Source organism: Pseudescherichia vulneris NBRC 102420, from assembly GCF_000759795.1.
GTDB classification, from domain to species: Bacteria; Pseudomonadota; Gammaproteobacteria; order Enterobacterales; family Enterobacteriaceae; genus Pseudescherichia; species Pseudescherichia vulneris.
In genome coordinates this window covers 45,449-71,119 of sequence record NZ_BBMZ01000007.1, presented here as the reverse complement: position 1 = coordinate 71,119, position 25,671 = coordinate 45,449, and the positions used below count along the sequence as shown (strand labels likewise).

General features: G+C 55.7%; 25 protein-coding genes and 6 tRNA genes. 13 read left to right on the top strand and 18 right to left on the bottom strand.

Translation table 11 applies throughout. The features are described from left to right. Window positions 1-9: 9 nt before the first annotated feature. The 3 genes from EV102420_RS04410 to EV102420_RS04400 form a co-directional block, all read right to left on the bottom strand. On the bottom strand, window positions 10-2,193 hold the full coding sequence (locus tag EV102420_RS04410; RefSeq protein WP_042389454.1) for an EAL domain-containing protein: 2,184 nt from the start codon (window positions 2,191-2,193) through the stop codon (window positions 10-12). 221 nt (window positions 2,194-2,414) lie between these two features. Next, window positions 2,415-2,490 (bottom strand) — tRNA-Ala (locus EV102420_RS04405). Between the two features lie 57 nt (window positions 2,491-2,547). Beyond that, window positions 2,548-2,623: transfer RNA gene (locus EV102420_RS04400), tRNA-Ala, on the bottom strand. A 219-nt stretch (window positions 2,624-2,842) separates the two neighbouring features. Between EV102420_RS04400 and EV102420_RS04395 the strand changes: the two genes are divergently transcribed. Beyond that, window positions 2,843-3,205: a YfeC-like transcriptional regulator gene (locus EV102420_RS04395; RefSeq protein ID WP_042389450.1), complete on the top strand. Its 363-nt coding sequence runs from the start codon at window positions 2,843-2,845 to the stop codon at window positions 3,203-3,205. A 1-nt stretch (window position 3,206) separates the two neighbouring features. Beyond that, window positions 3,207-3,599: a YfeC-like transcriptional regulator gene (locus tag EV102420_RS04390; RefSeq protein ID WP_042389447.1), complete on the top strand. Its 393-nt coding sequence runs from the start codon at window positions 3,207-3,209 to the stop codon at window positions 3,597-3,599. A 40-nt stretch (window positions 3,600-3,639) separates the two neighbouring features. Here the strand turns inward: EV102420_RS04390 and gltX are convergent, their stop codons facing one another. Then, on the bottom strand, window positions 3,640-5,055 hold the full coding sequence (gltX, locus tag EV102420_RS04385) for a glutamate--tRNA ligase (RefSeq protein ID WP_042389444.1): 1,416 nt from the start codon (window positions 5,053-5,055) through the stop codon (window positions 3,640-3,642). A gap of 257 nt (window positions 5,056-5,312) precedes the next feature. On the opposite strand from gltX, the gene EV102420_RS04380 reads away from it, so the two are divergent. The 6 genes from EV102420_RS04380 to EV102420_RS04355 all read left to right on the top strand — a co-directional run bounded on the left by EV102420_RS04380 (window position 5,313) and on the right by EV102420_RS04355 (window position 7,351). Beyond that, window positions 5,313-5,388 (top strand) — tRNA-Val (locus EV102420_RS04380). A 41-nt stretch (window positions 5,389-5,429) separates the two neighbouring features. Beyond that, window positions 5,430-5,505, top strand: a tRNA-Val gene (locus EV102420_RS04375). 30 nt (window positions 5,506-5,535) lie between these two features. Beyond that, window positions 5,536-5,611, top strand: a tRNA-Val gene (locus tag EV102420_RS04370). A gap of 4 nt (window positions 5,612-5,615) precedes the next feature. Continuing rightward, window positions 5,616-5,691, top strand: a tRNA-Lys gene (locus EV102420_RS04365). A gap of 212 nt (window positions 5,692-5,903) precedes the next feature. Then, window positions 5,904-6,248, top strand: a complete 345-nt coding sequence (locus EV102420_RS04360; protein ID WP_042389440.1) for a FlxA-like family protein — start codon at window positions 5,904-5,906, stop codon at window positions 6,246-6,248. 110 nt (window positions 6,249-6,358) lie between these two features. Further along, on the top strand, window positions 6,359-7,351 hold the full coding sequence (locus EV102420_RS04355; protein WP_042389437.1) for a bile acid:sodium symporter family protein: 993 nt from the start codon (window positions 6,359-6,361) through the stop codon (window positions 7,349-7,351). Here EV102420_RS04355 and EV102420_RS04350 read toward each other — a convergent pair. The 3 genes from EV102420_RS04350 to zipA form a co-directional block, all read right to left on the bottom strand. Continuing rightward, complete coding sequence (locus tag EV102420_RS04350; protein ID WP_042389434.1) at window positions 7,348-7,563, bottom strand: DUF3820 family protein; 216 nt, start codon at window positions 7,561-7,563, stop codon at window positions 7,348-7,350. The genes EV102420_RS04355 and EV102420_RS04350 overlap by 4 nt on opposite strands. Window position 7,564: 1 nt before the next feature. Next, a complete protein-coding gene (ligA, locus tag EV102420_RS04345; protein ID WP_042389433.1) occupies window positions 7,565-9,583 on the bottom strand; it encodes an NAD-dependent DNA ligase LigA in 2,019 nt (672 codons plus the stop codon). Window positions 9,584-9,652: 69 nt separating this feature from the next. Further along, on the bottom strand, window positions 9,653-10,678 hold the full coding sequence (zipA, locus tag EV102420_RS04340; protein WP_042389430.1) for a cell division protein ZipA: 1,026 nt from the start codon (window positions 10,676-10,678) through the stop codon (window positions 9,653-9,655). A 230-nt stretch (window positions 10,679-10,908) separates the two neighbouring features. Here zipA and cysZ point away from each other — a divergent pair, with 230 nt between their 5' ends. From cysZ to crr, 5 genes are all read left to right on the top strand, one after another. Then, the gene (gene cysZ / locus EV102420_RS04335; RefSeq protein WP_042389427.1) at window positions 10,909-11,670 is read left to right on the top strand and encodes a sulfate transporter CysZ; all 762 of its coding nucleotides are present in this window, start codon (window positions 10,909-10,911) and stop codon (window positions 11,668-11,670) included. 139 nt (window positions 11,671-11,809) lie between these two features. Then, the gene (cysK, locus tag EV102420_RS04330) at window positions 11,810-12,781 is read left to right on the top strand and encodes a cysteine synthase A (protein ID WP_042389425.1); all 972 of its coding nucleotides are present in this window, start codon (window positions 11,810-11,812) and stop codon (window positions 12,779-12,781) included. A 379-nt stretch (window positions 12,782-13,160) separates the two neighbouring features. Continuing rightward, window positions 13,161-13,418: a phosphocarrier protein Hpr gene (gene ptsH, locus EV102420_RS04325; protein ID WP_002913505.1), complete on the top strand. Its 258-nt coding sequence runs from the start codon at window positions 13,161-13,163 to the stop codon at window positions 13,416-13,418. Between the two features lie 44 nt (window positions 13,419-13,462). After that, entirely contained in the window at window positions 13,463-15,190 is a 1,728-nt protein-coding gene (gene ptsI / locus EV102420_RS04320) for a phosphoenolpyruvate-protein phosphotransferase PtsI (protein WP_042389420.1), read from the top strand. Window positions 15,191-15,230: 40 nt separating this feature from the next. Beyond that, window positions 15,231-15,740, top strand: coding sequence for a PTS glucose transporter subunit IIA (gene crr / locus EV102420_RS04315; RefSeq protein ID WP_042389417.1), 510 nt, complete (start codon window positions 15,231-15,233; stop codon window positions 15,738-15,740). A gap of 79 nt (window positions 15,741-15,819) precedes the next feature. Here crr and pdxK read toward each other — a convergent pair whose 3' ends face one another. The 11 genes from pdxK to EV102420_RS04260 all read right to left on the bottom strand — a co-directional run bounded on the left by pdxK (window position 15,820) and on the right by EV102420_RS04260 (window position 25,525). Continuing rightward, complete coding sequence (gene pdxK / locus EV102420_RS04310; RefSeq protein ID WP_042389414.1) at window positions 15,820-16,656, bottom strand: pyridoxine/pyridoxal/pyridoxamine kinase; 837 nt, start codon at window positions 16,654-16,656, stop codon at window positions 15,820-15,822. 5 nt (window positions 16,657-16,661) lie between these two features. After that, window positions 16,662-17,573 (bottom strand): cysteine synthase CysM, encoded by a 912-nt coding sequence (cysM, locus tag EV102420_RS04305; protein WP_042389410.1) that lies wholly within the window; start codon window positions 17,571-17,573, stop codon window positions 16,662-16,664. Between the two features lie 120 nt (window positions 17,574-17,693). Continuing rightward, window positions 17,694-18,788: a sulfate/thiosulfate ABC transporter ATP-binding protein CysA gene (gene cysA, locus EV102420_RS04300; RefSeq protein WP_042389407.1), complete on the bottom strand. Its 1,095-nt coding sequence runs from the start codon at window positions 18,786-18,788 to the stop codon at window positions 17,694-17,696. Then, window positions 18,778-19,650, bottom strand: coding sequence for a sulfate/thiosulfate ABC transporter permease CysW (gene cysW / locus EV102420_RS04295; RefSeq protein WP_042389402.1), 873 nt, complete (start codon window positions 19,648-19,650; stop codon window positions 18,778-18,780). Before cysW ends, cysA begins: the two co-directional genes overlap by 11 nt. After that, a complete protein-coding gene (gene cysT, locus EV102420_RS04290; protein WP_042389399.1) occupies window positions 19,650-20,483 on the bottom strand; it encodes a sulfate/thiosulfate ABC transporter permease CysT in 834 nt (277 codons plus the stop codon). Before cysT ends, cysW begins: the two co-directional genes overlap by 1 nt. Beyond that, window positions 20,483-21,499, bottom strand: a complete 1,017-nt coding sequence (locus tag EV102420_RS04285) for a sulfate ABC transporter substrate-binding protein (RefSeq protein WP_042389397.1) — start codon at window positions 21,497-21,499, stop codon at window positions 20,483-20,485. Before EV102420_RS04285 ends, cysT begins: the two co-directional genes overlap by 1 nt. Before the next feature lie 165 nt (window positions 21,500-21,664). Next, complete coding sequence (locus EV102420_RS22480) at window positions 21,665-21,805, bottom strand: hypothetical protein (RefSeq protein ID WP_165570651.1); 141 nt, start codon at window positions 21,803-21,805, stop codon at window positions 21,665-21,667. Between the two features lie 135 nt (window positions 21,806-21,940). Beyond that, window positions 21,941-23,293: an OprD family outer membrane porin gene (locus tag EV102420_RS04275; RefSeq protein ID WP_042389393.1), complete on the bottom strand. Its 1,353-nt coding sequence runs from the start codon at window positions 23,291-23,293 to the stop codon at window positions 21,941-21,943. A 202-nt stretch (window positions 23,294-23,495) separates the two neighbouring features. Then, a complete protein-coding gene (locus tag EV102420_RS04270; protein WP_042389391.1) occupies window positions 23,496-24,395 on the bottom strand; it encodes a Dyp-type peroxidase in 900 nt (299 codons plus the stop codon). 92 nt (window positions 24,396-24,487) lie between these two features. Beyond that, on the bottom strand, window positions 24,488-25,066 hold the full coding sequence (locus EV102420_RS04265; protein ID WP_042389389.1) for an RpoE-regulated lipoprotein: 579 nt from the start codon (window positions 25,064-25,066) through the stop codon (window positions 24,488-24,490). A gap of 33 nt (window positions 25,067-25,099) precedes the next feature. Next, entirely contained in the window at window positions 25,100-25,525 is a 426-nt protein-coding gene (locus EV102420_RS04260) for a GNAT family acetyltransferase (protein WP_042389387.1), read from the bottom strand. Window positions 25,526-25,671 lie beyond the last annotated feature (146 nt).

Here is a 25,671-nt window from a genome sequence, read left to right as displayed (position 1 = left end):
TTTTTATTTCTAATCCGCCAGCTTCTCGGGTTTACCCAGCAGATAACCCTGTAGATAGTCCACGCCCAGCGAGAGCAGCAGGTCACGCTGCTCCTCGGTCTCCACATACTCCGCCACCACGGTCAGCGATTTAGCTTTCGCCATAAAGCAGATCGATTTCACAATCATCGCGTCCAGGGAGTCGGTGAGAATATCCTTCACGAAGGAGCCGTCGATCTTCACGATATCAGCATGCAGACGCTTCAGACGCTCGAAGTTAGCATAGCCGGTACCGAAATCGTCGATCGCAATCTTAAAGCCGTAGTTTTGCAGACGCTGAATGTTATGCATGCTGGTTTCGGAATTAGAGAAAGCCTGCTCTTCGGTTATCTCAATGATCACGCACTGGGGGGCAACGTCATAACGTTTAAACAGGGTCATAATCTGCGTGGCCGACTCTTCCTGCATCAGGGTCAGCGGCATCAGGTTGACGGAGAAACGCGCCTGGCTACCGGGAACCGGATGCGCACGCAGCCAGCGCAGCAGGGTCTCCAGGACCTGCATGTCGAAGCGAATGCTCAGGTTAAACTGGGCGATAACCGGTAGAAAGCGGTCAGGCGTCAGAATTTCGCCTTCAACGGCAAGGCGGGTCAGTACCTCATGATACCCCACCCCGTCCGCGTTCTGGATTGGCTGGGCATAGAGTAACAGTCCATCCTCCTCCAGGGCACGCTTTACGCGGTTAAGCAGCAGCACGCGATCGGTAGTATGGCCGCATACGGTCTCAAGACTCTGGGTGAGGGCGAGCACATGTGAGTTGGCACAGGCCTGCTCGGAAAGCCAGCTCAGCTGGCCCAGCATTTGGTGAAACACCTCCCCAGCGCCCTCAATAATGCCCCACGAGGCCCCAAACTCGATATCCATTGCGGTGTGGTGCCAGAAAATTTTCCGCCCGCTGAGGTAGTCCACCATATGCTGAAGTCGCGCCGTCGGATCGGCACCGTTGAGCAGCAGCAGCAGCTCGCTTCCCGGTAGCTGATAGACCTTTTCATTGCGCATCAGCAGCGGCTGTAGCTCACGGGTGATGCTGCGCTTACACTGCACGCGCATCATCATGCCGTAGTGACGACTGAGAAACTCCAGGTTGCTGATGTGCAGGCAGCAGACGACCCGATGCGTATGCTTCTCTAACTGCTGTTCAAGGGCGCGCAAATTCGGCAGACCGGTAAGAGGATCGGTTAGCGCCTGCGCCTTCCATGCCCGCTTAAGCCACTCGCTGCGCCGGTAAATAGAGGCCATGTAGAGAATGCAGATGGTAAAGGAGATCAGTACCGACAGCACGAAGGCCATTGAATACTCAGTGTAAACCCCCTGCAAGAAATTTTGATTGTTGGCGAGAAGCATCAACGCAGTACATGCCCAGCTCATACCGATTAACGGCGGGCTTAGCTTACCGATCCCTAAGGTAAATAAAATAAAGATGATCGGGACCAGGTACCCGGCTATATAGTCAGACTGATAGGGTGAACAGACGACAATAAGAAACAGCGCTAATGTGAGCAGCCAACCTAAAGTAAAATTTCTTCTTCTCGGCGATAAGAAAGGTCTGATGCTTTTCCGCCATAGGGTCCGGCCATAGCGCGGATTTACCATCATGCGCAACGGATAATAAAACATCATGGTGAAAATCAGCGCCGCGCAAATCAAACTCTGTATATCAATGATGCTGTAAATAACCGAGCCGGTATCAAAGAACCGGGCCATCGGCGTCGGAAATGCCACTTTGGCACCCGCAACGTACATGGTTGCCTTAATAGCGGCAGGCGCAACAAACGCCAGCCAGACGGTACGCACCCCCATATCCCGGTTTGGCAAGCCGTGTCGCCAGCGTGTGCCCAGCTGCCAGCGTACAATGGTGCATGACAGCAGGAGAGGAAAGAAGAAGCAAAAAAGGAAAACGCCGGTTTGCAACAGGGTTAAATCCAGCAGCCGCTCATAAACCAGGGCAAATCCCACTACCAGCGGAAAAATGGCCCGGCGGCCAAAAAGAAGGATCATTGCCAGCGAGACGCTGAACGGTAGCCACGCCAAAAAGATTTCACTTGCATCTACCTGGGCGCGTGGGGAAATAAAACGTGAAAAAGGGACAATTGCTATACACATTATTAACGCAATTAAAAACACTTTCACATGACTGTATATTTTCATTTTCATTTGAGTTAATAAATGTGCTCTTGGCGCGCAATTTCGCTGGGCAGAAATAATAGGTTTATTCACAAGGTGAATCAAGTTAGCGAGCTGATAGTGAATTGGTGCTTAACAATAGTTAAGTAATGAGAGAATTTCCTGGGATCGCTATAAAAATTTTACTGAATGTTCATGAAAGCGGAATGACAGGCATAAAAAAACCCTCGCAAAAGCGAGGGTCTGAATTTTGGTGGAGCTAAGCGGGATCGAACCGCTGACCTCTTGCATGCCATGCAAGCGCTCTCCCAGCTGAGCTATAGCTCCCAGCTGAGCTATAGCCCACAGTCTTCTTTACGCACCAAATCTGTTGGGTTCAGAGTTTGGTGGAGCTAAGCGGGATCGAACCGCTGACCTCTTGCATGCCATGCAAGCGCTCTCCCAGCTGAGCTATAGCCCCGTTGCGTAAAGCTGTCGTGTTGACGGGCGGCATAATATGAATTCCTTTGGCAGGTGTCAACGGCAAAATCTCTCTCCCTCTCTCAACCGCTGAAAAAGCAAACAAATGAACCACATTGCGTGCCTGCTCGCAGTCAGGAGTTAAACCTGTCACATTTTCGCGTAAAATGGTGCTATAAAATGAACCCCTAATTACCCCTACTGCTCGTCAGGAAATCGTATGATCAAGGAACGAATGACGCCGGAAGAGTTAGCCAAACTGACAGGCTATAGCCGCCAAACAATTAACAAGTGGGTACGCAAAGAGGGCTGGGTAACGTCACCCAAGCCTGGCGTGCAGGGCGGCAAGGCGCGCGTGGTGCATATCAATGAACAGGTGCGTGAGTTTATCCGCAACGCTCGCCGGGCTGCCGATGCGACGCTCTACGCTGACGCCAGCCTGGATACCTCACTCGACGTGCTGCTGGTGACGCTGGCGAAAGAGATGACGCCTTCAGAACAGAAGCAGCTGACCTCTCTGTTGATGCGCGAGGGGATTAGCGGCCTGCTCCAACGGCTGGGTATTCGCGGTAGGGAAAAATAAGATGAAGCTACCTGATAAAATGACGCCTGAAGAGATGGCGGACTATCTTGGCGTGGCCAGACAAACGGTTAACCGTTGGATCCGCGAACAGGGTTGGACAACCGAGACGCTAACCGGTGTTAAAGGTGGCCGGGCGCGACTGATCCATATTGATGAACGCGTGCTGGCCTATATGCGTAAAACGCCGGTGGTTCGTCATCGCCAATCAGCCTCGTCAATGGCAGAACCCGCGGCAGGCTACGGCACGCTGTTTCAAACCGCTTCGCTACGCCAGATAAATAGTGTTCTGCAGAATATGACGCCCGCCGAGCAGGAACGACTGGAGCGCTTTTTGGCTCGAGAAGGTCTGCGCGGGTTTTTAACCCGGCTGGGCATTGCCGACGCTGAGGCATAAAAAAACGGCAGGTTAACCCTGCCGTTTCTGTTTAGTGCGGTTATCGCTGGCTTTCACGCTCTGCAATAAAGCCCAGCGCGCGATTGATACGCTCAACGCTGCGGGTTTTACCAATGGCATGCACGGTAACGTCCAGCGCAGGCGACTGCCCTGCCCCGGTCACCGCCACGCGCAGCGGCATCCCGACTTTACCCATTCCGACTTCCAGCTCATCGGCGGTGGCCTGAATCGCATGGTGGATGTTTTCCGCCGTCCAGTCAGTGAGCGCGGCCAGCTTGTCGCGCACTACTTCCAGCGGCTGACGCGCAACCGGACGCAGGTGCTTCTTGGCGGCGTCGGCGTCGAACTCGGCAAACTCCTCGTAGAAGTAGCGGCAGCTCTCGGCAATCTCTTTCAGCGTCTTGCAGCGCTCGCCCAGCAGGCCGATCAGCTCTGACAGCTGCGGGCCGGTGCGGGTGTCGATGTTTGCCTGCTCGATATGCCATTGCAGATGGGTCGCAACGTACTCCGGAGCCAGGGTGTTGATATAGTGGTGGTTCAGCCACAGCAGCTTGTCGGTGTTAAAGGCGCTGGCCGATTTGCTTACCGCACCCAGCGAGAAGAGGTTGATCATCTCTTCACGGCTAAAGATCTCCTGGTCGCCGCTAGACCAGCCCAGACGCACCAGGTAGTTGAGCAGCGCTTCCGGCAGATAGCCGTCATCACGATACTGCATCACGCTCACCGCGCCGTGGCGCTTGGAGAGCTTCTTGCCGTCGTCGCCGTTGATCATCGAGACGTGGGCATACACCGGCACAGGGGCGTTCAGCGCTTTCAGGATATTGATCTGGCGCGGGGTGTTGTTGATGTGGTCTTCACCGCGGATCACGTGGGTGATCTGCATATCCCAGTCGTCGACGACAACACAGAAGTTATAGGTTGGGGAACCGTCGGTACGGCGGATGATCAGATCGTCCAGCTCCTGGTTGCTGAATTCGATCGGGCCACGGATCTGGTCATCAAAGATCACGGAGCCATCCTGCGGGTTCGCAAAGCGTACGACGCAAGGCTCATCGGCAGCATGTTCGCTGTGGTCATGGCGGCAGCGGCCGTCATAGCGTGGCTTCTCGCCGTTGGCCATCTGCTCTTCACGTAGCGCCTCCAGACGCTCTTTAGAGCAGTAGCAACGGTAGGCGGTGCCCACTTTCAGCATGTCGTCGATCACCGCATTGTAGCGGTCGAAACGTTTGGTCTGGAAATAGGGGCCTTCATCCCACTCCAGATTCAGCCAGTTCATGCCATCCATAATGGCTTCGATAGCCTCTGGCGTAGAGCGTTCGAGATCGGTGTCTTCAATACGCAGCACAAATTCACCGTTCTGGTGACGTGCGAAAAGCCAGGAATAGAGAGCGGTACGCGCCCCACCGACGTGCAGATAGCCGGTCGGGCTTGGCGCGAAGCGAGTTTTGATTTTCATGAAATGGCCTTACGTTGATAACGATGCCGACAGCCGGCAAGTCCTGGAAAACAGAATGGGCAATATTCTATCACCCTGCGCTGATTCCTCAATGTTGTTACTACTGTGGGCGAGTCAAAGCCGTTTTTTGTTTAGAAATCATGCGTACGCAGCCATTTATGCGCCGCTTTGTCTAAATTTACGACGAACAAACAAAATCTTGAGAAAAGGCGTTGACTCATTTTCAACTCTCCCTATAATGCGACTCCACACAGCGGGGGTGATTAGCTCAGTTGGTAGAGCATCTCCTTTACACGGAGGGGGTCGGCGGTTCGAGCCCGTCATCACCCACCATCATTATGATGATGACCGCAGTGTAGATAAGCAGTGAGATTGGGCGATTAGCTCAGTTGGTAGAGCATCTCCTTTACACGGAGGGGGTCGGCGGTTCGAGCCCGTCATCGCCCACCAATCTCAACTTATCAGCAGCAGTTCCGAAATGGGCGATTAGCTCAGTTGGTAGAGCATCTCCTTTACACGGAGGGGGTCGGCGGTTCGAGCCCGTCATCGCCCACCATTTCGGGTCGTTAGCTCAGTTGGTAGAGCAGTTGACTTTTAATCAATTGGTCGCAGGTTCGAATCCTGCACGACCCACCAATGTAAAAAAGCGCCCTAAAGGCGCTTTTTTGCTATCTGCTGTCTGTGATTTAACGCCGGGCGGCACTGTGTTTTCCCGGCCTACGGTGAGCTCGGTGCGGTTTGTAGGTCGGGTCAGCGAAGCGCCACCCGACATGACGGTTCCACATTTCCCTCTCAAGCTCTCTAAAAAAATGCCGATATAACAGGTTTATGGCAAGAGAGGTTTTATAATGACAACAATTTCAACCACTACACCGTCAGTCCAGTCCGGCAGTTCCGGACGCTCCTCCAGCAGCGCCAGCAGCGATATCGCCTCCCAGATCCAGAGCCTGACCCAGCAGGTCACTAAACTCACCAAACAGCTGAAAGAGATCGCGAACGGCAGCGGCACCACGGAAGAGAAGCAAAAGCAGCAGGAGCAGATCCAGAACCAGATCAAACTGCTGCAGGCGCAGATCGCCCAGCTCCAGCAACGCCAGGCAGAAGAGGCGCAGAAAAAGCAGGAGCAGAAACAGACGAAAGCAGAAGGCGTAAACTCCCCTTCCGCCGAGCATCAGATTGATATCTACATCTAATCGCCCAGAGAGGCGTTATGCCTCTCTTCTTTCTCAACAAACGCGATAAATCACTTTTCATTAACATCCAGATAAAAGCAAAATGGTGGCACTGTCTTTCAGGAGTCATTATGAAATTTTTACGCGTCCTCGATCCTTTTACGCTCACGCTGATTGCCGTTGTTTTACTGGCCTCTTTTTTCCCAGCCCGCGGCGGCTTCGTCCCCTTCTTTGAAGGACTCACCACCGCTGCTATCGCCCTGCTCTTCTTTATGCACGGGGCCAAACTCTCCCGCGAGGCCATTATTGCTGGCGGCAGCCACTGGCGGCTGCATCTGTGGGTGATGTGCAGCACCTTTATTCTGTTCCCGGTGCTGGGCGTGCTGTTTGCCTGGTGGGCCCCGGTCAACGTCAGCCCTGAGCTCTATACCGGTTTTCTCTACCTCTGCATCCTGCCTGCCACCGTGCAGTCCGCAATCGCCTTTACCTCGCTGGCCGGTGGTAACGTAGCGGCTGCGGTGTGCTCCGCCTCTGCCTCCAGCCTGCTGGGCATCTTCCTCTCGCCGCTGCTGGTCGGCCTGGTGATGGATATGCACGGCGCACAGGGCAGCCTTGAGCAGGTAGGGAAAATTATGCTGCAGCTGCTGCTGCCGTTTGTGCTCGGCCACCTCTCACGTCCGTGGACCGCCGCCTTTGTGGCGCGTAATAAAAAGTGGATCGCGAAAACCGACCAGACCTCCATTCTGCTGGTGGTCTACTCTGCCTTTAGCGAGGCGGTGGTGAACGGCATCTGGCATAAGGTGGGGATGGGATCGCTGCTGTTTATCGTGATTGTCAGCCTGGTCCTGCTGGCGATTGTGATGGGGGTAAATATCCTCGTGGCACGCCTCTGCGGCTTTAATAAAGCCGATGAAATTACCATCGTCTTCTGCGGTTCGAAAAAGAGCCTAGCCAACGGCATCCCGATGGCCAATATCCTTTTCCCAACCTCAGTGATTGGGATGATGGTGCTGCCGCTGATGATCTTCCACCAGATCCAGCTGATGGTCTGTGCCGTGCTGGCACGCCGCTATAAGCGTCAGGCGGAGGCACAGCAGCCCCATCAGGCTGCTGACAACCCCTAAGGACGCCGTAGGGGCTGCACCAGATGCGTCAGCCCCTCGGTTTTAATCAGCAACGTAAAGGCCATCAGTTGCCCAAGATGTCCGGGCGGAAACGTCTCCTTGCGGGCAAACCAGAGCAGGTACTCCTCCGGAAGATCGATCAGCCTCCGCCCCTTATATTTACCAAAGGGCATCTCGGTGTTAGCAATCTCTACCAGCTGGGCCTTATCCATCTTAGGCTCCCATCAGGCGCAGCATCTCGTCTTCGTCGATCACCGCAATTCCCAGCTCCTGCGCTTTAGCCAGCTTAGAGCCCGCCGCCTCGCCAGCAATCACCAAATCGGTTTTTTTCGATACGCTGCCCGCGACCTTCGCCCCCAGCTCCACCAGCCGCGCCTTCGCGTCATCCCGGGACATTTGGCTCAGGCTGCCGGTTAGCACCACCGTTTTACCGGCAAACGGGCTGTCGATCTCTTCGGCGTTGACCACCAGCGGCTTCGGCCAGTGAATGCCAACCCCTTCGACCAGATCGCGGATCACCTCGCGGTTGCTCTCTTCCGCCAGGAAGTTAAACACGTGGGTAGCCACCACGATGCCGACGTCCGGCACCTTCTGCAGATCCTCAATCGATGCCGCTTCCAGCGCCTCCAGAGTACCAAAGTGCGCGGCCAGGCCTGCCGCCGTGGCTTCGCCGACCTCGCGAATGCCCAACGCGTAGAGGAAGCGGGCAAAGGTGGTCTCTTTCGCCTTCTCCAGCGCGTTGACCACGTTCTGCGCCGACTTCGGCCCCATGCGATCCAGCCCGGTCAGCTTACCTGCCGTCAGGCGGAACAGGTCGGCGGGCGTGTGTACGTACTCCTTCTCCACCAGCTGGTCGATAATCTTATCGCCCATGCCGTCAACGTCCATCGCCCGGCGGGAGACGAAGTGTTTCAGCGACTCTTTACGCTGCGCACCGCAGATCAGCCCCCCGGTACAGCGGGCTACCGCCTCGCCCTCAACGCGCTCGACGTCGGAGCCGCAAACCGGACAGTGGGTGGGGAACGCAACGTCACGGGCATCGGCCGGACGCTCGGATTCGACAACGTTAACCACCTGCGGGATCACATCCCCTGCCCGGCGGATCACCACCCGATCGCCAATCTTAAGGCCCAGTCGGGCGATTTCGTCCGCATTGTGCAGCGTGGCGTTACTCACCAGGACACCTGCAACGTGCACTGGCTCAAGGCGCGCCACAGGCGTGATCGCCCCGGTGCGTCCCACCTGGAACTCCACGTCACGCACAAAGGTCAGCTGCTCCTGCGCCGGGAATTTAAACGCCACCGCCCAGCGCGGGGCGCGGGCAACAAACCCCAGCTGCTCCTGCAACTCGAGCGAATCGACCTTGATGACTACGCCGTCGATATCAAACCCCAGCGTCGGGCGATCCGCTTCTACCTGATGATAAAAGTCCAGTACGGCTTCCGGCGTATCACAGATGCGAATGCGGTCGCTTACCGGCAGGCCCCAGGCCTTAAACTGCTGCAGGCGGCCCAGGTGGCTGCGGGGCAGATCGCCTCCCTGGAGGATCCCGACGCCGTAGCAGAAGAAGGTCAGCGGCCGCTTGGCGGTCACACGCGGGTCGAGCTGGCGCAGCGAACCTGCCGCCGCGTTGCGCGGATTAGCGAATACTTTGCCGCCGGTACGCCGGGCTTCGTCGTTGATCTTCTCAAAGCCCGCCTGGGGCAGAAAGACTTCGCCGCGCACCTCCAGCCGTGTCGGGATATTCTCCCCGTGCAGCTTGAGCGGGATCGCCCGGATGGTGCGCACGTTGGTGGTGATATCCTCACCGGTGGTGCCGTCCCCGCGCGTGGCGGCCTGAATTAGCACGCCGTTCTCGTAGATGATACTCACCGCCAGCCCATCGAGCTTGAGCTCGCAGCAGTAGCTCAGGGCATCGGTGCTCTTCAGGCGATCCTGCACGCGCTTGTTGAACGCCAGAAAGCTCTCTTCATCGAAGACGTTATCCAGCGACAGCATCGGGACTTCATGGCGCACTTGGGTGAAGGCGGTCAGCGGGGCAGCACCCACTCGCTGGGTGGGGGAGTCCGGCGTAATCAGATCGGGATGCTCGGCCTCCAGGGCGCGTAGCTCGCGCAGCAGGCGGTCATACTCGGCATCCGGGACTTGAGGGGCATCCATCACGTGATAGAGATATTCATGATGGCGAAGCGTGGTTCGCAGTTCAGTTAGCTGTTGTTCGATTGAGTCCATATCGCACCATCAATAGAAAAAACCCCCGACAGGCGGGGGCTTATAAGAGAGATAACACTACCGCAGGCGTTACGCGTTCGCTTCCTTCACTTCACGAATGCGGTCCTGGTACTCACGCAGCTTTTGCGGAGTCATCATTCGGCGCTGATCGTCCAGCACGACGCCGCCAACTTCATCGGCAATGTACTGCGCAGACTGGAGCATCAGCTTGAAGTTCTGCATCTCATCGCCATAGGACGGCACCTGCATAAACATGGTAACGCCCGGCGTCGTAAAGTTGCCGGTCATCTCAGGATCGAAAGTCCCCGGATTCACCATATTCGCCAGGCTAAACAGTGCCGGGCCACTGCCGTCAGGGCTAAGGTGGCGATGGAAAATATTCATGTCGCCAAAGGCGAAACCGGCCTGCTGAATGCTGGCCAGCAGCACTTCACCGCTCAATTCGCTGCCGGGATGCGCGGCAACGTTCATGATAATAACGGTCTCTTTGCGCTGCGGCTTCTCTGCCACGGCAGGTGCTTCCTGCGGCGCAGGTTCCGGCGCTGGCTGCTGGGCGACCGGCTGCTGAGCTACCGGTTGCTGAGCCAGGGGCTGCTGTACAGGCTGTTGCTGAACAGGTTGATGCTGTACCGGCTGCTGTTGAATCGGTTGCTGTTGCACAGGCTGGTGTTGAACAGGCTGCGTCGCTGTACTTCTCACCGGCTGGGGTTCAACGTGCGGTGCGGCAGGCTGCTGAGGCGGAGCCTGGCGCAGCGGCTCTTCCGGCTGCACGGGGGCGTGCTGGCGAGGCTGAGCAGACGCGTAAGGCGGCTGATACTGGTGCTGCGGCGTTCGCGGAACGTCATGCTCCTGACCCGCACTCGGGGCGTGGCCCGTTTTATGAACACGCACTTCACCCACGCCTTCATCGACGTTATTTTCGGTGTCGTCATCGTACGACTCATCATCGTCACGACGCGACTTCATGCGTTTCATTGGGCGATCGCGGAACATCGTCGAACGCTCTTTCCGGCTGGTCCAAAAACCATGAACCAGTAAAGCGATTATGGCGATCGCGCCAACAATGATTAATATCAGACGCAAATCCTGCATCATTATATTCTCTGTTGTTCTAACACCTTGCCACCACGGCAAACATTTACTCACTAAGAGTATTTGCCGTTCACCGCAAGTGCAAGTGCGCACGCAGCTTTCACCGCATAAAGATGTGTAAAATCGTACTTTTTGCTGTTTTTTCGAACATTTCCGAGCTGTGCAGACGGCGCGATACGGATAATATAGCCACGGACCCCATTCGGGGGTCATTAAAGGAGTATAGCCTGACTATGGTTTCAACATCGGTCACCCCACCTCGCAGCGGCGTTTATTACTTTTCCCAGGGCTGGAAGCTTATCACCCTGCCCGGCATCCGGCGCTTTGTGATTATGCCGCTGCTGGTCAATATCGTCTTGATTGGCTGTGCTTTTGCCTGGCTCTTTACCCAGCTTGATAGCTGGATCCCGGCGCTGATGAACCACGTACCGGACTGGCTGCAGTGGCTGAGCTATCTGCTCTGGCCCATCGCCGTGATCTCTGTGGTGCTGGTCTTTGGCTACTTCTTCTCAACCATTGCCAACTGGATTGCCGCCCCGTTTAACGGCCTGCTGGCCGAGCAGCTTGAGGCGCAGCTGACCGGCGCGACGCCGCCGGATACCGGTATTACCGGCATCGTTAAGGATCTGCCGCGGATCATGAAGCGCGAGTGGCAGAAGCTGGCGTGGTATCTGCCACGGGCCGCCGTTCTGCTGCTGCTCTACTTTATTCCCGGCATTGGGCAGACGGTCGCCCCGGTGCTGTGGTTCCTGTTTAGCGCATGGATGCTGGCGATCCAGTACTGTGACTATCCGTTTGATAACCACAAAGTGGCCTTTAAAACCATGCGCGGCGCGCTGCGGGCGCGAAAGGTGACCAACATGCAGTTTGGCGCGCTGACCAGTCTGTTTACGCTTATCCCGGTACTTAACCTGGTGATCATGCCCGTTGCCGTCTGCGGTGCTACCGCCATGTGGGTGGACTGCTATCGGTCGAAGCATGCACTGTGGAAATGAATGCGCTATTCCGTTCTTATTCCATAGTTGTTGCTATTATTTCTCATCAGCATATAGATATGCGAAATCCTTACTTCCGCATATTCCTTAACCGCGTATGCTGATGTCGTTCCCAAATTCATACAGTTAAGGACGGGCTATGAGTAAGATTTTTGAAGACAACTCGTTGACTATCGGCCACACGCCGCTGGTCCGACTGAACCGCATCGGTAATGGACGCATCCTCGCTAAGGTCGAGTCCCGTAACCCAAGCTTCAGCGTGAAATGCCGTATTGGTGCCAATATGATTTGGGATGCCGAAAAACGTGGCGTGCTGAAAGCAGGCGTTGAGCTGGTTGAACCGACCAGCGGCAACACCGGGATCGCCCTGGCCTATGTGGCGGCAGCTCGTGGCTACAAGCTGACCCTGACCATGCCGGAAACCATGAGCATTGAACGTCGTAAGCTGCTGAAAGCGCTGGGCGCGAACCTGGTGCTGACCGAAGGCGCGAAAGGCATGAAGGGCGCGATCCAGAAAGCGGAAGAGATCGTCGCCAGCGATCCGGCTAAGTATCTGCTGCTGCAGCAGTTCAGCAACCCGGCTAACCCGGAAATCCATGAAAAAACCACCGGCCCGGAGATCTGGGAAGATACCGATGGTCAGGTTGATGTGTTCATCTCCGGCGTAGGCACTGGCGGTACGCTGACCGGCGTGTCGCGCTACATTAAAAACACCAAGGGTAAAACCGATCTGATCACCGTGGCGGTAGAGCCGACGGACTCCCCGGTTATTGCCCAGGCGCTGGCAGGCGAAGAGCTGAAGCCTGGCCCGCACAAGATTCAGGGTATCGGGGCTGGCTTTATCCCTGGCAACCTCGATCTGAAGCTGATCGACAAAGTGGTAGCGATCACCAACGATGAGGCGATTAGCGTTGCGCGTCGTCTGATGGAAGAGGAAGGCATTCTGGCAGGAATCTCTTCCGGTGCCGCCGTTGCCGCTGCGCTGAAGCTGCAGGAAGATGAGGCCTTTACCAACAAGAACATTGTCGTTATTCTGCCTTCTTCAGGTGAGCGCTATTTGAGTACCGCCCTGTTTGCCGATCTCTTCACTGAAAAAGAGCTGCAGCAGTAATCGCGGACAGCGAGAATCGCATAAAAAAGCACCTTTCGGGGTGCTTTTTTGTGGCCCACGTCAAACTTTCAACTCACCTGGCATTGATTCGCCCCGTTGGGTCTGGTATTTAACCAGCACATTTATTTTGAAGCGCGAAATTAATCGAATTGTGACTTTAAGCTAGCTGAATCGATTTTAGGATTTGGTTGAAGTCTCGCTTTCGCGGCATAATGTTATTGACGAGTACTTGCCACGGTCAAAAGTGCCCGCAGCGGATTGCGCAGGCGAACTTTTGCCCCGCGTCCCGTTATGCCGGCGCTAACAATACAGGCTAAAGTTGTGCCGCCAGGCTAGACTTTAGATCCACAACACTAAACCTATAAGTTGGGGAAATATAATGTTCCAGCAAGAAGTTACCATTACCGCTCCGAACGGTCTGCATACCCGCCCTGCTGCTCAGTTTGTGAAAGAAGCGAAAGGCTTCACTTCAGAGATCACTGTGACCTCCAACGGCAAAAGCGCTAGCGCAAAAAGCCTGTTCAAACTCCAGACTCTGGGCCTGACCCAGGGTACCGTTGTAACGCTGTCCGCTGAAGGCGAAGACGAGCAGAAAGCCGTAGAGCATCTGGTAAAACTGATGGCTGAACTCGAGTAAGTTCCGGGTTCTTTTAAAAAATCAGTCACAAGTAAGGTAGGGTTATGATTTCAGGCATTTTAGCATCCCCGGGTATCGCTTTCGGCAAAGCACTGCTGCTGAAAGAAGACGAGATCGTCATCGACCGGAAAAAAATTTCTGCCGATAAGGTTGATCAGGAAGTTGAACGTTTTCTGAGCGGTCGTGCCAAGGCATCCTCGCAGCTCGAAACGATCAAAACCAAAGCTGGTGAAACCTTCGGTGAAGAAAAAGAAGCCATCTTCGAAGGCCACATCATGTTGCTGGAAGATGAGGAGCTGGAGCAGGAAATCATAGCCCTGATTAAAGATAAAAACATGACGGCTGATGCAGCTGCGCATGAAGTTATCGAAGGTCAGGCAACTGCCCTGGAAGAGCTGGACGACGAGTACCTGAAAGAGCGTGCGGCTGACGTACGCGACATCGGTAAACGCCTGCTGCGCAACATCCTCGGCCTGGCGATCATCGATCTGAGCGCTATTCAGGACGAAGTGATCCTGGTTGCAGCGGATTTGACCCCGTCGGAAACCGCACAGCTGAACCTGAACAAGGTGCTGGGCTTTATCACCGACGCTGGCGGACGCACCTCCCATACCTCCATCATGGCGCGCTCCCTTGAGCTGCCTGCCATTGTGGGTACCGGTAGCGTCACCGCCCAGGTGAAAAACGACGACTATCTGATCCTCGATGCGGTGAATAACAAAGTTTACGTTAATCCGACCAGCGATGAGATCGAAAACCTGCGTAACGTGCAGGAGCAGGTTGCTTCCGAGAAAGCCGAACTGGCGAAGCTGAAAGATCTGCCGGCGATCACCCTTGACGGCCATCAGGTCGAAGTGTGCGCCAACATTGGTACCGTGCGTGACGTAGACGGTGCCGAGCGCAACGGCGCAGAAGGCGTAGGCCTCTACCGTACCGAATTCCTGTTCATGGACCGTGACGCGCTGCCGACTGAAGAAGAGCAGTTTGCTGCCTATAAAGCGGTAGCAGAAGCCTGCGGCTCTCAGGCGGTTATCGTCCGTACTATGGACATCGGCGGCGATAAAGAGCTGCCGTACATGAACTTCCCGAAAGAAGAGAACCCGTTCCTCGGCTGGCGCGCCGTGCGTATCGCCATGGATCGTAAAGAGATCCTGCGTGACCAGGTCCGCGCTATCCTGCGTGCTTCCGCGTTCGGCAAGCTGCGCATCATGTTCCCGATGATCATCTCTGTTGAAGAAGTGCGCGTGCTGAAGAAAGCGATCGAAACCTTCAAGCAGGAGCTGCGTGACGAAGGTAAAGCCTTTGACGAGAGCATTGAAGTGGGCGTCATGGTGGAAACCCCTGCCGCTGCCACTATCGCCCGTCACCTGGCGAAAGAGGTCGATTTCTTCAGTATCGGCACCAACGACTTAACCCAGTACACCCTGGCCGTTGACCGCGGTAATGATATGATCTCCCATCTGTATCAGCCGATGTCGCCGTCTGTATTGACCTTAATTAAGCAAGTTATTGATGCTTCTCATGCTGAAGGTAAATGGACCGGCATGTGTGGAGAGCTTGCAGGCGACGAACGTGCTACACTTCTGTTGCTGGGGATGGGTCTGGATGAATTCAGTATGAGTGCCATTTCTATCCCGCGCATTAAGAAGATTATTCGTAACACGAACTTCGAAGATGCGAAGGTTTTAGCAGAGCAGGCTCTTGCTCAACCGACAACGGACGAGTTAATGACGCTGGTTAACAAGTTCATTGAAGAAAAAACAATCTGCTAATCCACGAGATGCGGCCCAAATTACTGCTTAGGAGAAGATCATGGGTTTGTTCGATAAACTGAAATCTCTGGTTTCTGACGATAAGAAAGATACCGGAACCATTGAGATTATTGCTCCGCTGTCTGGCGAGATCGTCAACATCGAAGATGTGCCGGATGTGGTGTTTGCTGAAAAAATCGTTGGTGATGGCATTGCTATCAAACCAACCGGCAACAAAATGGTTGCGCCTGTTGATGGCACCATTGGCAAGATTTTTGAAACCAACCATGCCTTCTCTATCGAATCCGATAGCGGCATCGAGCTGTTCGTTCACTTCGGTATCGATACCGTTGAACTGAAAGGCGAAGGTTTCAAACGTATCGCCGAAGAAGGCCAGCGCGTTAAGGTTGGTGATCCGGTGATCGAGTTCGATCTGCCGCTGCTGGAAGAGAAAGCCAAGTCTACCCTGACGCCGGTTGTTATCTCCAACATGGATGAGATCAAAGAGCTGAACAAGCTGTCCGGTAGCGTAACCGTGGGCGAGACTCCGGTGATCCGCATCAAGAAGTAATTGTTGCCGGAATGCAAAATGGCACCCATGCGGGTGCCATTTTTGTTTCCTATCTTGATTAAATCAGGTCTTGATTAAATCAGGCCGGTAATAGCAATTCATCGTAACCTGCCTGCTGGGTATAGCGCATTACCGCTGTTACCCGGTCGCCTGCACGACCAATCGCCTCTGCCACGCTCGTCCCCTGCACGATATGGCTCACTAGCTCAGAACAGAAGAGATCGCCCGTGCCTTTCAGATCGGTGGCTACCCGTGGGTGAGCGCTGATGGTTACCGCATCGTCGGTAACCAGCACAACGTGGATCGCATCCGGGTCACCGGCCACGGGCGCGCTGGTAATAGCCACCCATTTGAGCGTATCTGACAGCAGCCCTTTCGCCGCTGCAACTGCGCTTTCAGGATCCCGGCACGGCTGACCGCTCAATATCTCCAGTTCATAGACGTTGGGGGTGATGCCCTGGGCCAGCGGCAGCAGATGCTGACGATAGGCCTCAGGAATGTCAGGATGCACGTAGGTGCCGCTATCGATATCACCGATCACCGGGTCCACCAGGATCAGCAGATCCGGATGCGTCTCTTTTACCGTACGGAGCCACTGCGCCAGCAGCGTAATCTGGCTGGCGCTGCCCATATAGCCGGTGGTCACCGCCTTCAGCTCACGCAGGATCTCCCGCTCCTCCAGCGCTTTCAGGTAGCCGCTGAACCACTCATCGGGAATGACGCCGCCGTAGAAGGTGTCGTAGTGCGGCGTATTGCTAAACAGCACCGTCGGTACTGCCGTGACGGTCAGCTGATGCTGACGAATATTGGGCACGGCGATGCTGTTGCCCACGCTGCCGTAGACCACCTGAGACTGCACCGCCACGATATCCGTCTGCTGCGCTCGGGTCTTATCCCGAAATAAGATCATGTCCATAATAGTTAAATTCCCGCCCCCTGGGCATAGCTCTCCTCACCAAACACGCCGGTTGAAAGGTAGCGATCGCCACGGTCGCAGATTATCGCCACCACTACCGCCCCCGGATTTTCATTGGCCACGCGAATTGCACCTGCAACCGCGCCGCCGGAGCTCACGCCACAGAAGATCCCCTCCCGCACCGCCAGCGCCCGCATGGTGTTCTCAGCGTCGCGCTGGTGGATATCCAGCACCACATCGACCAGCGAGGCGTTGAAAATGCCCGGCATGTACTCCGCTGGCCAGCGACGGATCCCGGGAATGCTGCTCCCCTCTTCCGGCTGCAGGCCAACGATGGAGACAGGTTTCGCCTGTTCGCGCAGAAAACGCGATACGCCGGTAATGGTGCCGGTCGTGCCCATGCTGGAGACAAAATGGCTGATGCGGCCGCCGGTCTGCTGCCAGATCTCCGGCCCGGTGGTGGTGTAGTGGGCATAAGGGTTGTCAGGATTATTGAACTGGTCGAGAAGCTTACCCTCCCCGCGCTGGGCCATCGCCGCAGCCAGGTCCCGCGCACCCTCCATCCCCTGCTCACGGCTCACCAGAATCAGCTCCGCGCCGTAGGCGTGCATCGCTGCACGTCGCTCCTGGCTCATATTGTCCGGCATGAGTAGCTTCATGCGGTAGCCTTTGAGTGCGGCGATCATCGCCAGAGCGATACCGGTGTTGCCGCTGGTGGCCTCAATCAGGACGTCGCCGGGCTTTATCTCGCCTCGCTTCTCTGCCTGCACGATCATCGAGAGCGCGGCCCGGTCTTTCACCGAGCCGGCAGGATTATTTCCCTCCAGCTTGGCCCAGATTTCACTGCCGTTGTCGGGCGTCATACGCTGAAGTTTTACCAGGGGGGTATTGCCGATGGTGTGTTCGAGTGTGTTCACGGTTTTTACTCAATAAAAAAGCCGGGTGGCGCTATCGCTTACCCGGCCTACAAGACGCTGTGATAATTGTAGGCCCGGTAAGCGCAGCGCCACCGGGCGATAAACATACTCGTTAAACTATCAGGCAGAGTGCGCCAGAGCAAGATCCCCACGCTCGGCAAGACGCTCTGTGCCGTGGTAGAGGCGAGCATTTTGCAGGCCGATGAACAGACGCTCACCGCGCTGCGGCGCATCTTCGCCACGCAGCACCACCGACAGCGGTTCGTCATACCAGCCCTGAGGCTGCACCACCAGCTGGGTATAGTGCCCTTTCGGGCTGGCCTCAACCACCACCACCGGCAGCGGTGCGTCCAGGCTGGTACGGCGGCTGATATCCACTTCCCACGGACGCAGGAAGAGATCGACCTCGCCCTGGTGCGCCGGGGTGTAACCCAGCGGCCAGCGGTGTGCGCCGACGTGAAACTGGCTGCCGCGCACCACGCCGTGCAGACGGTTTACCTCACCCATAAACTCCAGCACGAAGCGGGTCGCGGGCTCACGCCAGACCTGCTCCGGGACGTCAACCTGCTCAATATTCCCCTGGCTCATGACCACCACGCGGTCGGCCACTTCCATCGCCTCTTCCTGATCGTGGGTCACGAAGACGCTGGTGAATTTCAGCTCTTCGTGCAGCTCACGCAGCCAGCGACGAAGCTCTTTACGCACCTGGGCATCCAGCGCGCCAAAAGGCTCATCCAGCAGCAGGATCTGCGGATCCGGGGCCAGGGCGCGTGCCAGAGCAACGCGCTGCTTCTGCCCGCCGGAGAGCTGGGCCGGATAGCGATCGGCCAGGTGCGCCAGCTGCACCATCTCCAGCAGCTTAGTCACCTTGGCTTTGATCGCCGCCGCGTTCGGCCGTTCGCGTCGCGGTAGCACCGTCAGGCCAAAGGCGATGTTGTCGAATACCGTCATATGGCGGAACAGCGCGTAGTGCTGGAACACGAAGCCGACCTTACGGTCACGGGCGTGCAGACGGCCCACGTCGGTGCCGTGAAAACGAATATGTCCGCTGGTCTGGTGCTCAAGCCCGGCAATAATACGCAGCAGCGTGGTTTTGCCCGAGCCGGACGGCCCCAGCAGCGCCACCATCTGCCCGGAAGGGATATCCAGAGAGATATCATTCAGCACCTGGGTGCGACCAAAAGACTTCTTAATATTGGCAATCTCAATGCTCATGATTTCCCTCCTGTTGCGCGCGTTTCTCTTGATTATGTAAACGCCACTGCAACCCACTCTTTAAGAACAGGGTCAAAATAGCCATTAACGTCAGCAGGGCCGCGGCGGTAAAGGATCCCACCGTGTTGTAGTCCTGCTGAAGTAACTCAATCTGTAGCGGCAGCGATAGGGTTTCGCCGCGAATAGAACCGGACACCACCGATACCGCACCGAATTCGCCAATGGCGCGGGCGTTGGTCAGCACCACGCCGTAGAGCAGCGCCCAGCGAATGTTCGGCAGCGTTACGCGACGGAACATCTGCCAGCCGGAGGCGCCCAGCAAAATCGCCGCCTCGTCCTCGTGGCTGCCCTGGCTGAGCATTACCGGCACCAGCTCGCGCACCACAAACGGACAGGTAACGAAAATGGTCACCAGCACCATGCCGGGCCAGGCGAACATAATCTGTAAATCATGCTCGTCGAGCCAGCCGCCAAGCGGGCCGTTGGAGCCATAAAACAGCAGATAGACGAGGCCTGCTACGACCGGCGAAACGGCAAACGGAATATCGAGCAGGGTCAGCAGCAGCTGACGACCGGGGAAATTAAAGCGGGTCACCAGCCAGGCGAGCAGCGTCCCGAATACCAGGTTAACCGGGACGGTGATCAGAGCAATCAGCACCGTCAGCCAGATCGCGTGGAGCATATCCGGGTTGGCGAGGTTCTCCAGCACCGGCATTAGCCCTTTACTGAAGGCCTGTACGAAAATGTAGACCGTCGGCACCACCAGAATAAATGTCGAGATCAGCATTCCGGAACCGATCAGGAACCATTTACCCCAGTTAATCCGGGAACGATCGTGTTTCAATTGGGAGACTTCCGCCATTAGTGACCTACCACCCGTCGACCAAAGCGACTTTGCAGAGTATTAATTGAGAACAGCAGCAGCAGTGAGGCAGCAAGGATCACCGAGGCAATGGCGCTCGCCGCCGGGTAGTCAAACTCCTGCAGGCGGACAAAGATCATCAGCGAGGTCACTTCAGTTTTCCAGGCAATGTTGCCGGCGATAAAGATCACCGCGCCGAACTCGCCAAGGCTGCGGGTAAACGACAGCGCCACGCCCGCCAGCAGCGCAGGGGAGAGCTCGGGCATTACGACCTTACGGAAGCTTTGCAGCCGCGTTGCACCCAGCGTCTGGGCCGCTTCCTCATATTCCGGCCCCAACTCCTCCAGCACCGGCTGCACCGTCCGCACTACAAAGGGGATGCTGGTAAAGGCCATCGCCACGGCAATGCCGAGCCAGGTATAAGTCACTTTAATATCAAACTGCGCCAGCCACTGGCCGTAGAAGCCGTTGACGGAAAAGAGCGAGGCGAGGGTCAGACCCGCTACCGCCGTCGGCAGGGCAAACGGCAGGTCCATCAGCGCATCCAGCAGGGTGCGCCCAGGAAAACGGTAGCGCGTCAGGATCCACGCCATCAGCAGGCCAAAGACGCCGTTGAAAATCGAGGCGACAAAGGCCGACAGCAGCGTGACCTTATAGGCGGCGACAACCTGCGGGTTGGTCACCACCTCCCAGTACTGCGCCCAGCTCATCTCCGAGAGTTGCATAACCAGCGCGCTGAGCGGCAGGAGCAGGATCAGGCAGACGAACAGCAGGCTGGTCCCGAGGCTAAGGGTAAAGCCGGGCAGCACGCGTTTTGAAGCCACTGCAAACATTAGCTACGCCCCGCCGCCAGCAGCTTGTCCAGCTCACCGCCGCTCGTAAAGTGGGTCTTCATCACCTCTGGCCATGAGCCAAAGCGATCTTCCACCTTAAACAGCTCGGTCTGCGGGAATTTGCCCTTCAGCTTGTTCATCACGTCAGGGTTATTCACCCGGTAGTAGTAGTCAGTAATAATGGTCTGCGCCTGCGGGCTATAGAGATAGTTCAGGTAGGCTTTCGCCGCCTTCTCCGTGCCGTTGGCCTTCACGTTTTTATCAACCCATGCCACCGGGAACTCCGCCAGGATGTTGACCTTCGGGACCACAACCTCAAGGCCCTGATCTTCGTACTGTTTACGAATGGTGTTCACTTCCGATTCAAAGGTGATCAGCACGTCACCGAGACCTCGCTCAACGAAGGTGGTGGTGGCCCCACGGCCGCCGGTATCAAACACCTCAACGTTTTTCAGGAACTGGGTCATGAACTGTTCGGTTTTTGCCTTATCGCCGCCGTCGGCTTTATCCGCCGCCCCCCATGCTGCCAGATAGGTATAGCGGGCGTTGCCGGAGGTTTTCGGATTCGGGAAGATCAGCTTGACGTCAGAGCGCACCAGGTCGCTCCAGTCGTGGATATTTTTCGGGTTGCCCTTGCGCACCAGGAACGCCATCGTGGAGTAGAACGGCGAGCTGTTGTTGGGCAGGCGGCTCTGCCAGTCCGCAGGGATCAGCTTGCCTTTGTCATGGAGGATCTGCACGTCGGTGATCTGGTTATAGGTCACCACGTCTGCCTTTAGCCCCTGCAAGATAGCCAGCGCCTGCTTGGAGGAGCCCGCGTGAGACTGCTTGATCGTCAGCTTATCGCCGCCGTTCTCTTTCGCCCACTGCTGCTCGAACGGCGGATTAAGGGCGGCAAACAGCTCGCGAGAGACGTCATAGGAGCTATTGAGCAGCTCCGTTGCCTGCGCCTGCGCTACCAGCAACACTGAAGCGGCAAGCGTCAGATATCCTTTTTTCAGTAAGTTAACGGCCATTGCGCACCCTTATATCTGTGATGACTATCAAAAACACAGTTTATTTATAAGCAGTACGAAAGGAGTAACGGTTTTATATACCGTTTGGTGATTTGCAAGCAGAAAAGAGCATAAGCGATGCTCGGGTTAACTGACTCCTGTCCGGGCATCGCTTACGGGGCTGTATCATCTGGCGCGATAGAGATAGCGGTTACTCGCGCCGCGCTTTTTGATCTCCCGGTAGACCATGCGCAGCCTGACCAGAATGGTTAAGATAAACCCAACCTGCTTTCTGTTAAGATCGGAGAACTCACACACGTCGGTCACCGAATAGAGAAGCCGCGGATTCTCGTGAAACAGAAAATAGACTTTTTTTATCAGGTCCAGATGTACCGTTTTTGAAAAATAATTTTTAATATCCATATGCACTATATTCAGTATGAATAAATTTATTATTTATAGTTAAAGCCTGAACCGATAAGTCACGCTCATCTCTCCGCAAAGAGAATTAGCGCGTTGCGAATGCCCATTATAGAGTTTTGGCGTAGTGTAATCCGACTCTTGCTCATGATGCCAACCGTAGCCGCCATTTAAATAGACAGACCAGTTTTTAGCCGGATCCCAGTTGCTGTAGATCCCCAGCTGCCCCTGACGTAATGTTTCGCCTTCATAATCGAATTCACTGTAGTTCGTCCGCACGCCCACCGAGAGATCGGGGGTAAATTTATACTCAGCGGCTAACGCCAGCATGGTTTCACCGTCGCGGACGTAATCGATATCCGCATAGGCTGGGGAATTAAAACGCCCGCGGGCATTACCGATGACGTTACGGGTAAATTGCCCCACGCCGTTTGTTTTCTTGGCCTCGGTATAGGTTAACCCACCCACTATTTTCCAGGGCGTTTGCGGAATGCGCCATTCGACAGTGGCCGAGTAGTGCCAGGCCCGCTTATCAAAATCCTGTTTTCCCCTCGCGGTGCTGGAGGTGGTTCTTTTCGCATCGCTACCATACTCCTGCTCATAAATTTGCGTCCCGAGGGTAATGTCGGGAAACGCATCCCACCAGCCCTCAAACCCCTGCTTAAAAAGCAGGTCATCGGCTACGCCATAGAAGTAGTAGGCTTTCAGGGGCTTACTCTTATAGTTGATGCCCCCGGTGATCACGTGATCGACATCGCGGCTCTCTCCGTTGCCGTCACGGATATACATCCTGTCGATATTAGGGCTATCACGCCGCATCACCTTCCCATCGAGAAATAGCGTATCAACGCTGACATTATCGATGGCCGTATTGGCATACCAGCCTGAGTGGGTGTTGAGGGACATGCGCTGTGAGTTAGAGAAGATGCCGGTATTCTTGATAGTAAACCAGCCGCCTTTGACGTTCACTTTAGCACGGAGAATATCCATTTTCAGCTTCGCGTAGCGCTGACCAATTTTGGTATAGCCTTTGGCTTCACCGTCATCATCATAGAGAATGGCACGGGAGGCGAAGTTATCACTGGCTCCTAATTTTGCGGCGGTGTAATAAGAGGCGTCAAAGCCGATTATGTCCGCGAAATACCCGGAGGTATAGTCAACGGTCAGCCCCTGCGCCCAGGCCTGCTGAACAGAGGTTGCATATCGCTCTTCCTCATTATCGTAACGGTTTTCCGTCTTTAAATACTTCCACATATTCCTGGCAGAAATATCAAAGGTGGAATCGGCAAAAAACGGATCGTCGGCAAGGCTCTTTTCCCAGTCGCTCGCATTGGCATCTGCTGCAAAAAAACAGCATGGCGAACAGGCTATTAATAATAGCTTTTTGATTGTCATCATAAATCCTTTTAAACATATTTTTGTAATAAATAATGCTTTTAGAAATTATTAAGAAATAAACGCTAATAATGCGGGCAGGGAAAATAATCTAATTTACGCAGTTAAAAAGGGAGAGCAGTCACATTTGAATGGTCGGAAAGCGTTTACCACACATCACACCCTCCTCTGCCTGCGGAAAGAGGCAGAGGAGGAGCGAGCGTCACAGCGCGAGCAGGCGGTCTAACGACGGGGCAAAATAGTAGCCGCCGGTAACCGGGCGGGTGAAGCGCAGCATAGCGTCGCGCTTGCCGTCGGTATCACCAAACATGCTCAGCAGCTGCTGTTCAATATTGTAGAGGCGGGCGCAGTAGGCGCAGAAATAGAGCCCGTGCTTGCCGCTTGCCGTACCGTAAGGCAGGCTCTGGCGGACGATTTTCAGCCCCTTGCCGTTCTCTTTCAGATCGACGCGGCTCAGGTGCGAGGTAATCGGCCGGGCGTCGCCGTCGATCTCTTCATTGGCCTCTTTGGTGCGGCCAATCATCATCTCCTGATCCGGCACGCTCATCCGGTTAAGCTGCTTGAGGTTATGCTCCCAACGCTGGACGAAGACGTAGCTGCCGCCTGCGTCGATGCCCTCCTGAATCACGGCCACCTCGGTGCGCTTGTCGCTGCCCGCTGGGTTTTCCGTGCCGTCAACAAAGCCGCTCAGGTCGCGATCCTCTACCCAACGGAAGCCGTGGGTCTCCTCTTTGACCTCCAGCGCATCGCCAAACGCCGCCAGCGCCGCCTGGGCGACAGAGAAGTTGACGTCGTGACGCAGAGAGAGAATGTGGATCATCACATCGTACTGGGTGGCCGGGGCCAGCCCTTTGCCGTAGGGAACAAATTCCTTCAGCTCTTTGGCCCCTTCCCCACCGCTCAGTTCGGGCCAGACGCGATGACCAAAGGCCACCACCGCCCCGAGATTCGCCTCAGCAAAGGCGAGCTGGAAGTTAGCCAGCTTATCGGCAAAAATTTTACTGCCTTCGCGCAGGGCGTTAACGTCGCCCTTTACGTTCGCTTCGATCCAAATCGCCGCCCGGCAGTGTTCTGGCAAAATGCCGCTTTGAACCTGAGACATCGCTACTCCTCTAAAAAAACATGCCGCGCAGCCGCGGCATTAATCGCGCTATTGTACGCGCTTTTTCAGAGAACCAGGATTGTTCCGATCAATTAACGACGCCAAATAATCTTACTCAGGGTCCATTTTTTAAGCTCGTCGTCCGGCGGCATTAAGCCCTCCGGGCCGTTCCAGCTGCCGGTAAAGACATAGCTGACGTGCTGGCTACCCTGAGCCTTACACTCCACGCCGCCGCTGTCGTCGCCGGTGGCTTTGGTGCAGTTGCCGTAGGCTTTGTCATACAGTTCGCTGAAGGGCATGCCGACCTTGGCCCCGGTGTCGCTCTCAATATTGCTGTCGAGGACGTCGATACGGCTCACTTTACCGTTCTCGCCGTTGACGATCAGGGCGACCTTATCCCCGTCCAGCGCCTCGTAAAAGCGGATCACATTGCCGCCCCGATCTGAGCGCATCCCGCTGCGCAGGCGATAGTCACCGTCCAGCGCATCGGCGATAGAGGCCTCATCCAGCGCGGTATCCGCCGTCAGCGCCCCGACGCCTTCATCGGTCACCTCTGATGAGGAACCAAACCAGTTCCAGGGGTTGGCTGCCGACCAGTTCACCGACCCGAGGGTCGAACAGCCGGTCAGGGCCAGCGGCAGGACGCAGAGAAGCATACGCAGCGATTTCATGGCTTAAATCCTTTCGTCTTGGTTGACTAAAACTCAATACTCTTCATCTTCAATCAGGCGCTTGCCGAGGTTGATGACGTCGGCATGCTCATAGCCGAGGCGCTCGTACATCCCCAGCACGAGGTCGTTCTCTTCCCGCACCTGAATGTTGATCTTCGGGCAGCCACGGGCGATCAGCTTCTTCTCCAGACGGTTAAGCAGCGCGTTGGCGATCCCCCGGCCCCGGAACTCCGGGTGTACCCCAAGGTAGTAGGCCGAGCCGCGATGGCCGTCGTAGCCGCCCATTACCGTGCCGACCACTTCCCCCCCGACCTCGGCCACCAGAAACAGGCTAACGTCATGATTCAGCTTGCGTTCGATGTCCATCTCCGGATCGTTCCATGGCCGCAGCAGGTCGCAGCGCTCCCACAGGGTGATCACCTCTTCGAAGTCGGCCTGGCGAAAAACGCGTATCTCCATGGTATGTACCTGCCTTCAGGATCAAAAGGTTGATTATGGCGTGAAGTGCCCGTGAAGCCAATATGCGGCGAAATGACAACGAAAAAATGGCATAATAGTGGACTGTCACGTATTGAAATGAAAAATAAAGCAATTCAAACCGTGCC

Excerpts from the sequence above, each read along its gene's own strand:
- EV102420_RS04270 (WP_042389391.1), bottom strand. The coding sequence starts at position 24,395 with ATGTCTCAGGTTCAAAGCGGCATTTTGCCAGAACACTGCCGGGCGGCG.
- zipA (WP_042389430.1), bottom strand. The coding sequence starts at position 10,678 with ATGATGCAGGATTTGCGTCTGATATTAATCATTGTTGGCGCGATCGCC.
- EV102420_RS04355 (WP_042389437.1), top strand. The coding sequence starts at position 6,359 with ATGAAATTTTTACGCGTCCTCGATCCTTTTACGCTCACGCTGATTGCC.
- EV102420_RS04395 (WP_042389450.1), top strand. The coding sequence starts at position 2,843 with ATGATCAAGGAACGAATGACGCCGGAAGAGTTAGCCAAACTGACAGGC.
- ptsI (WP_042389420.1), top strand. The coding sequence starts at position 13,463 with ATGATTTCAGGCATTTTAGCATCCCCGGGTATCGCTTTCGGCAAAGCA.
- EV102420_RS04275 (WP_042389393.1), bottom strand. The coding sequence starts at position 23,293 with ATGACAATCAAAAAGCTATTATTAATAGCCTGTTCGCCATGCTGTTTT.
- cysA (WP_042389407.1), bottom strand. The coding sequence starts at position 18,788 with ATGAGCATTGAGATTGCCAATATTAAGAAGTCTTTTGGTCGCACCCAG.
- EV102420_RS04260 (WP_042389387.1), bottom strand. The coding sequence starts at position 25,525 with ATGGAGATACGCGTTTTTCGCCAGGCCGACTTCGAAGAGGTGATCACC.
- ptsH (WP_002913505.1), top strand. The coding sequence starts at position 13,161 with ATGTTCCAGCAAGAAGTTACCATTACCGCTCCGAACGGTCTGCATACC.
- EV102420_RS04265 (WP_042389389.1), bottom strand. The coding sequence starts at position 25,066 with ATGAAATCGCTGCGTATGCTTCTCTGCGTCCTGCCGCTGGCCCTGACC.
- EV102420_RS04360 (WP_042389440.1), top strand. The coding sequence starts at position 5,904 with ATGACAACAATTTCAACCACTACACCGTCAGTCCAGTCCGGCAGTTCC.
- cysK (WP_042389425.1), top strand. The coding sequence starts at position 11,810 with ATGAGTAAGATTTTTGAAGACAACTCGTTGACTATCGGCCACACGCCG.
- EV102420_RS04285 (WP_042389397.1), bottom strand. The coding sequence starts at position 21,499 with ATGGCCGTTAACTTACTGAAAAAAGGATATCTGACGCTTGCCGCTTCA.
- EV102420_RS04410 (WP_042389454.1), bottom strand. The coding sequence starts at position 2,193 with ATGAAAATGAAAATATACAGTCATGTGAAAGTGTTTTTAATTGCGTTA.
- cysZ (WP_042389427.1), top strand. The coding sequence starts at position 10,909 with ATGGTTTCAACATCGGTCACCCCACCTCGCAGCGGCGTTTATTACTTT.
- ligA (WP_042389433.1), bottom strand. The coding sequence starts at position 9,583 with ATGGACTCAATCGAACAACAGCTAACTGAACTGCGAACCACGCTTCGC.
- pdxK (WP_042389414.1), bottom strand. The coding sequence starts at position 16,656 with ATGGACATGATCTTATTTCGGGATAAGACCCGAGCGCAGCAGACGGAT.
- cysT (WP_042389399.1), bottom strand. The coding sequence starts at position 20,483 with ATGTTTGCAGTGGCTTCAAAACGCGTGCTGCCCGGCTTTACCCTTAGC.
- gltX (WP_042389444.1), bottom strand. The coding sequence starts at position 5,055 with ATGAAAATCAAAACTCGCTTCGCGCCAAGCCCGACCGGCTATCTGCAC.
- crr (WP_042389417.1), top strand. The coding sequence starts at position 15,231 with ATGGGTTTGTTCGATAAACTGAAATCTCTGGTTTCTGACGATAAGAAA.
- cysW (WP_042389402.1), bottom strand. The coding sequence starts at position 19,650 with ATGGCGGAAGTCTCCCAATTGAAACACGATCGTTCCCGGATTAACTGG.
- EV102420_RS04350 (WP_042389434.1), bottom strand. The coding sequence starts at position 7,563 with ATGGATAAGGCCCAGCTGGTAGAGATTGCTAACACCGAGATGCCCTTT.
- EV102420_RS04390 (WP_042389447.1), top strand. The coding sequence starts at position 3,207 with ATGAAGCTACCTGATAAAATGACGCCTGAAGAGATGGCGGACTATCTT.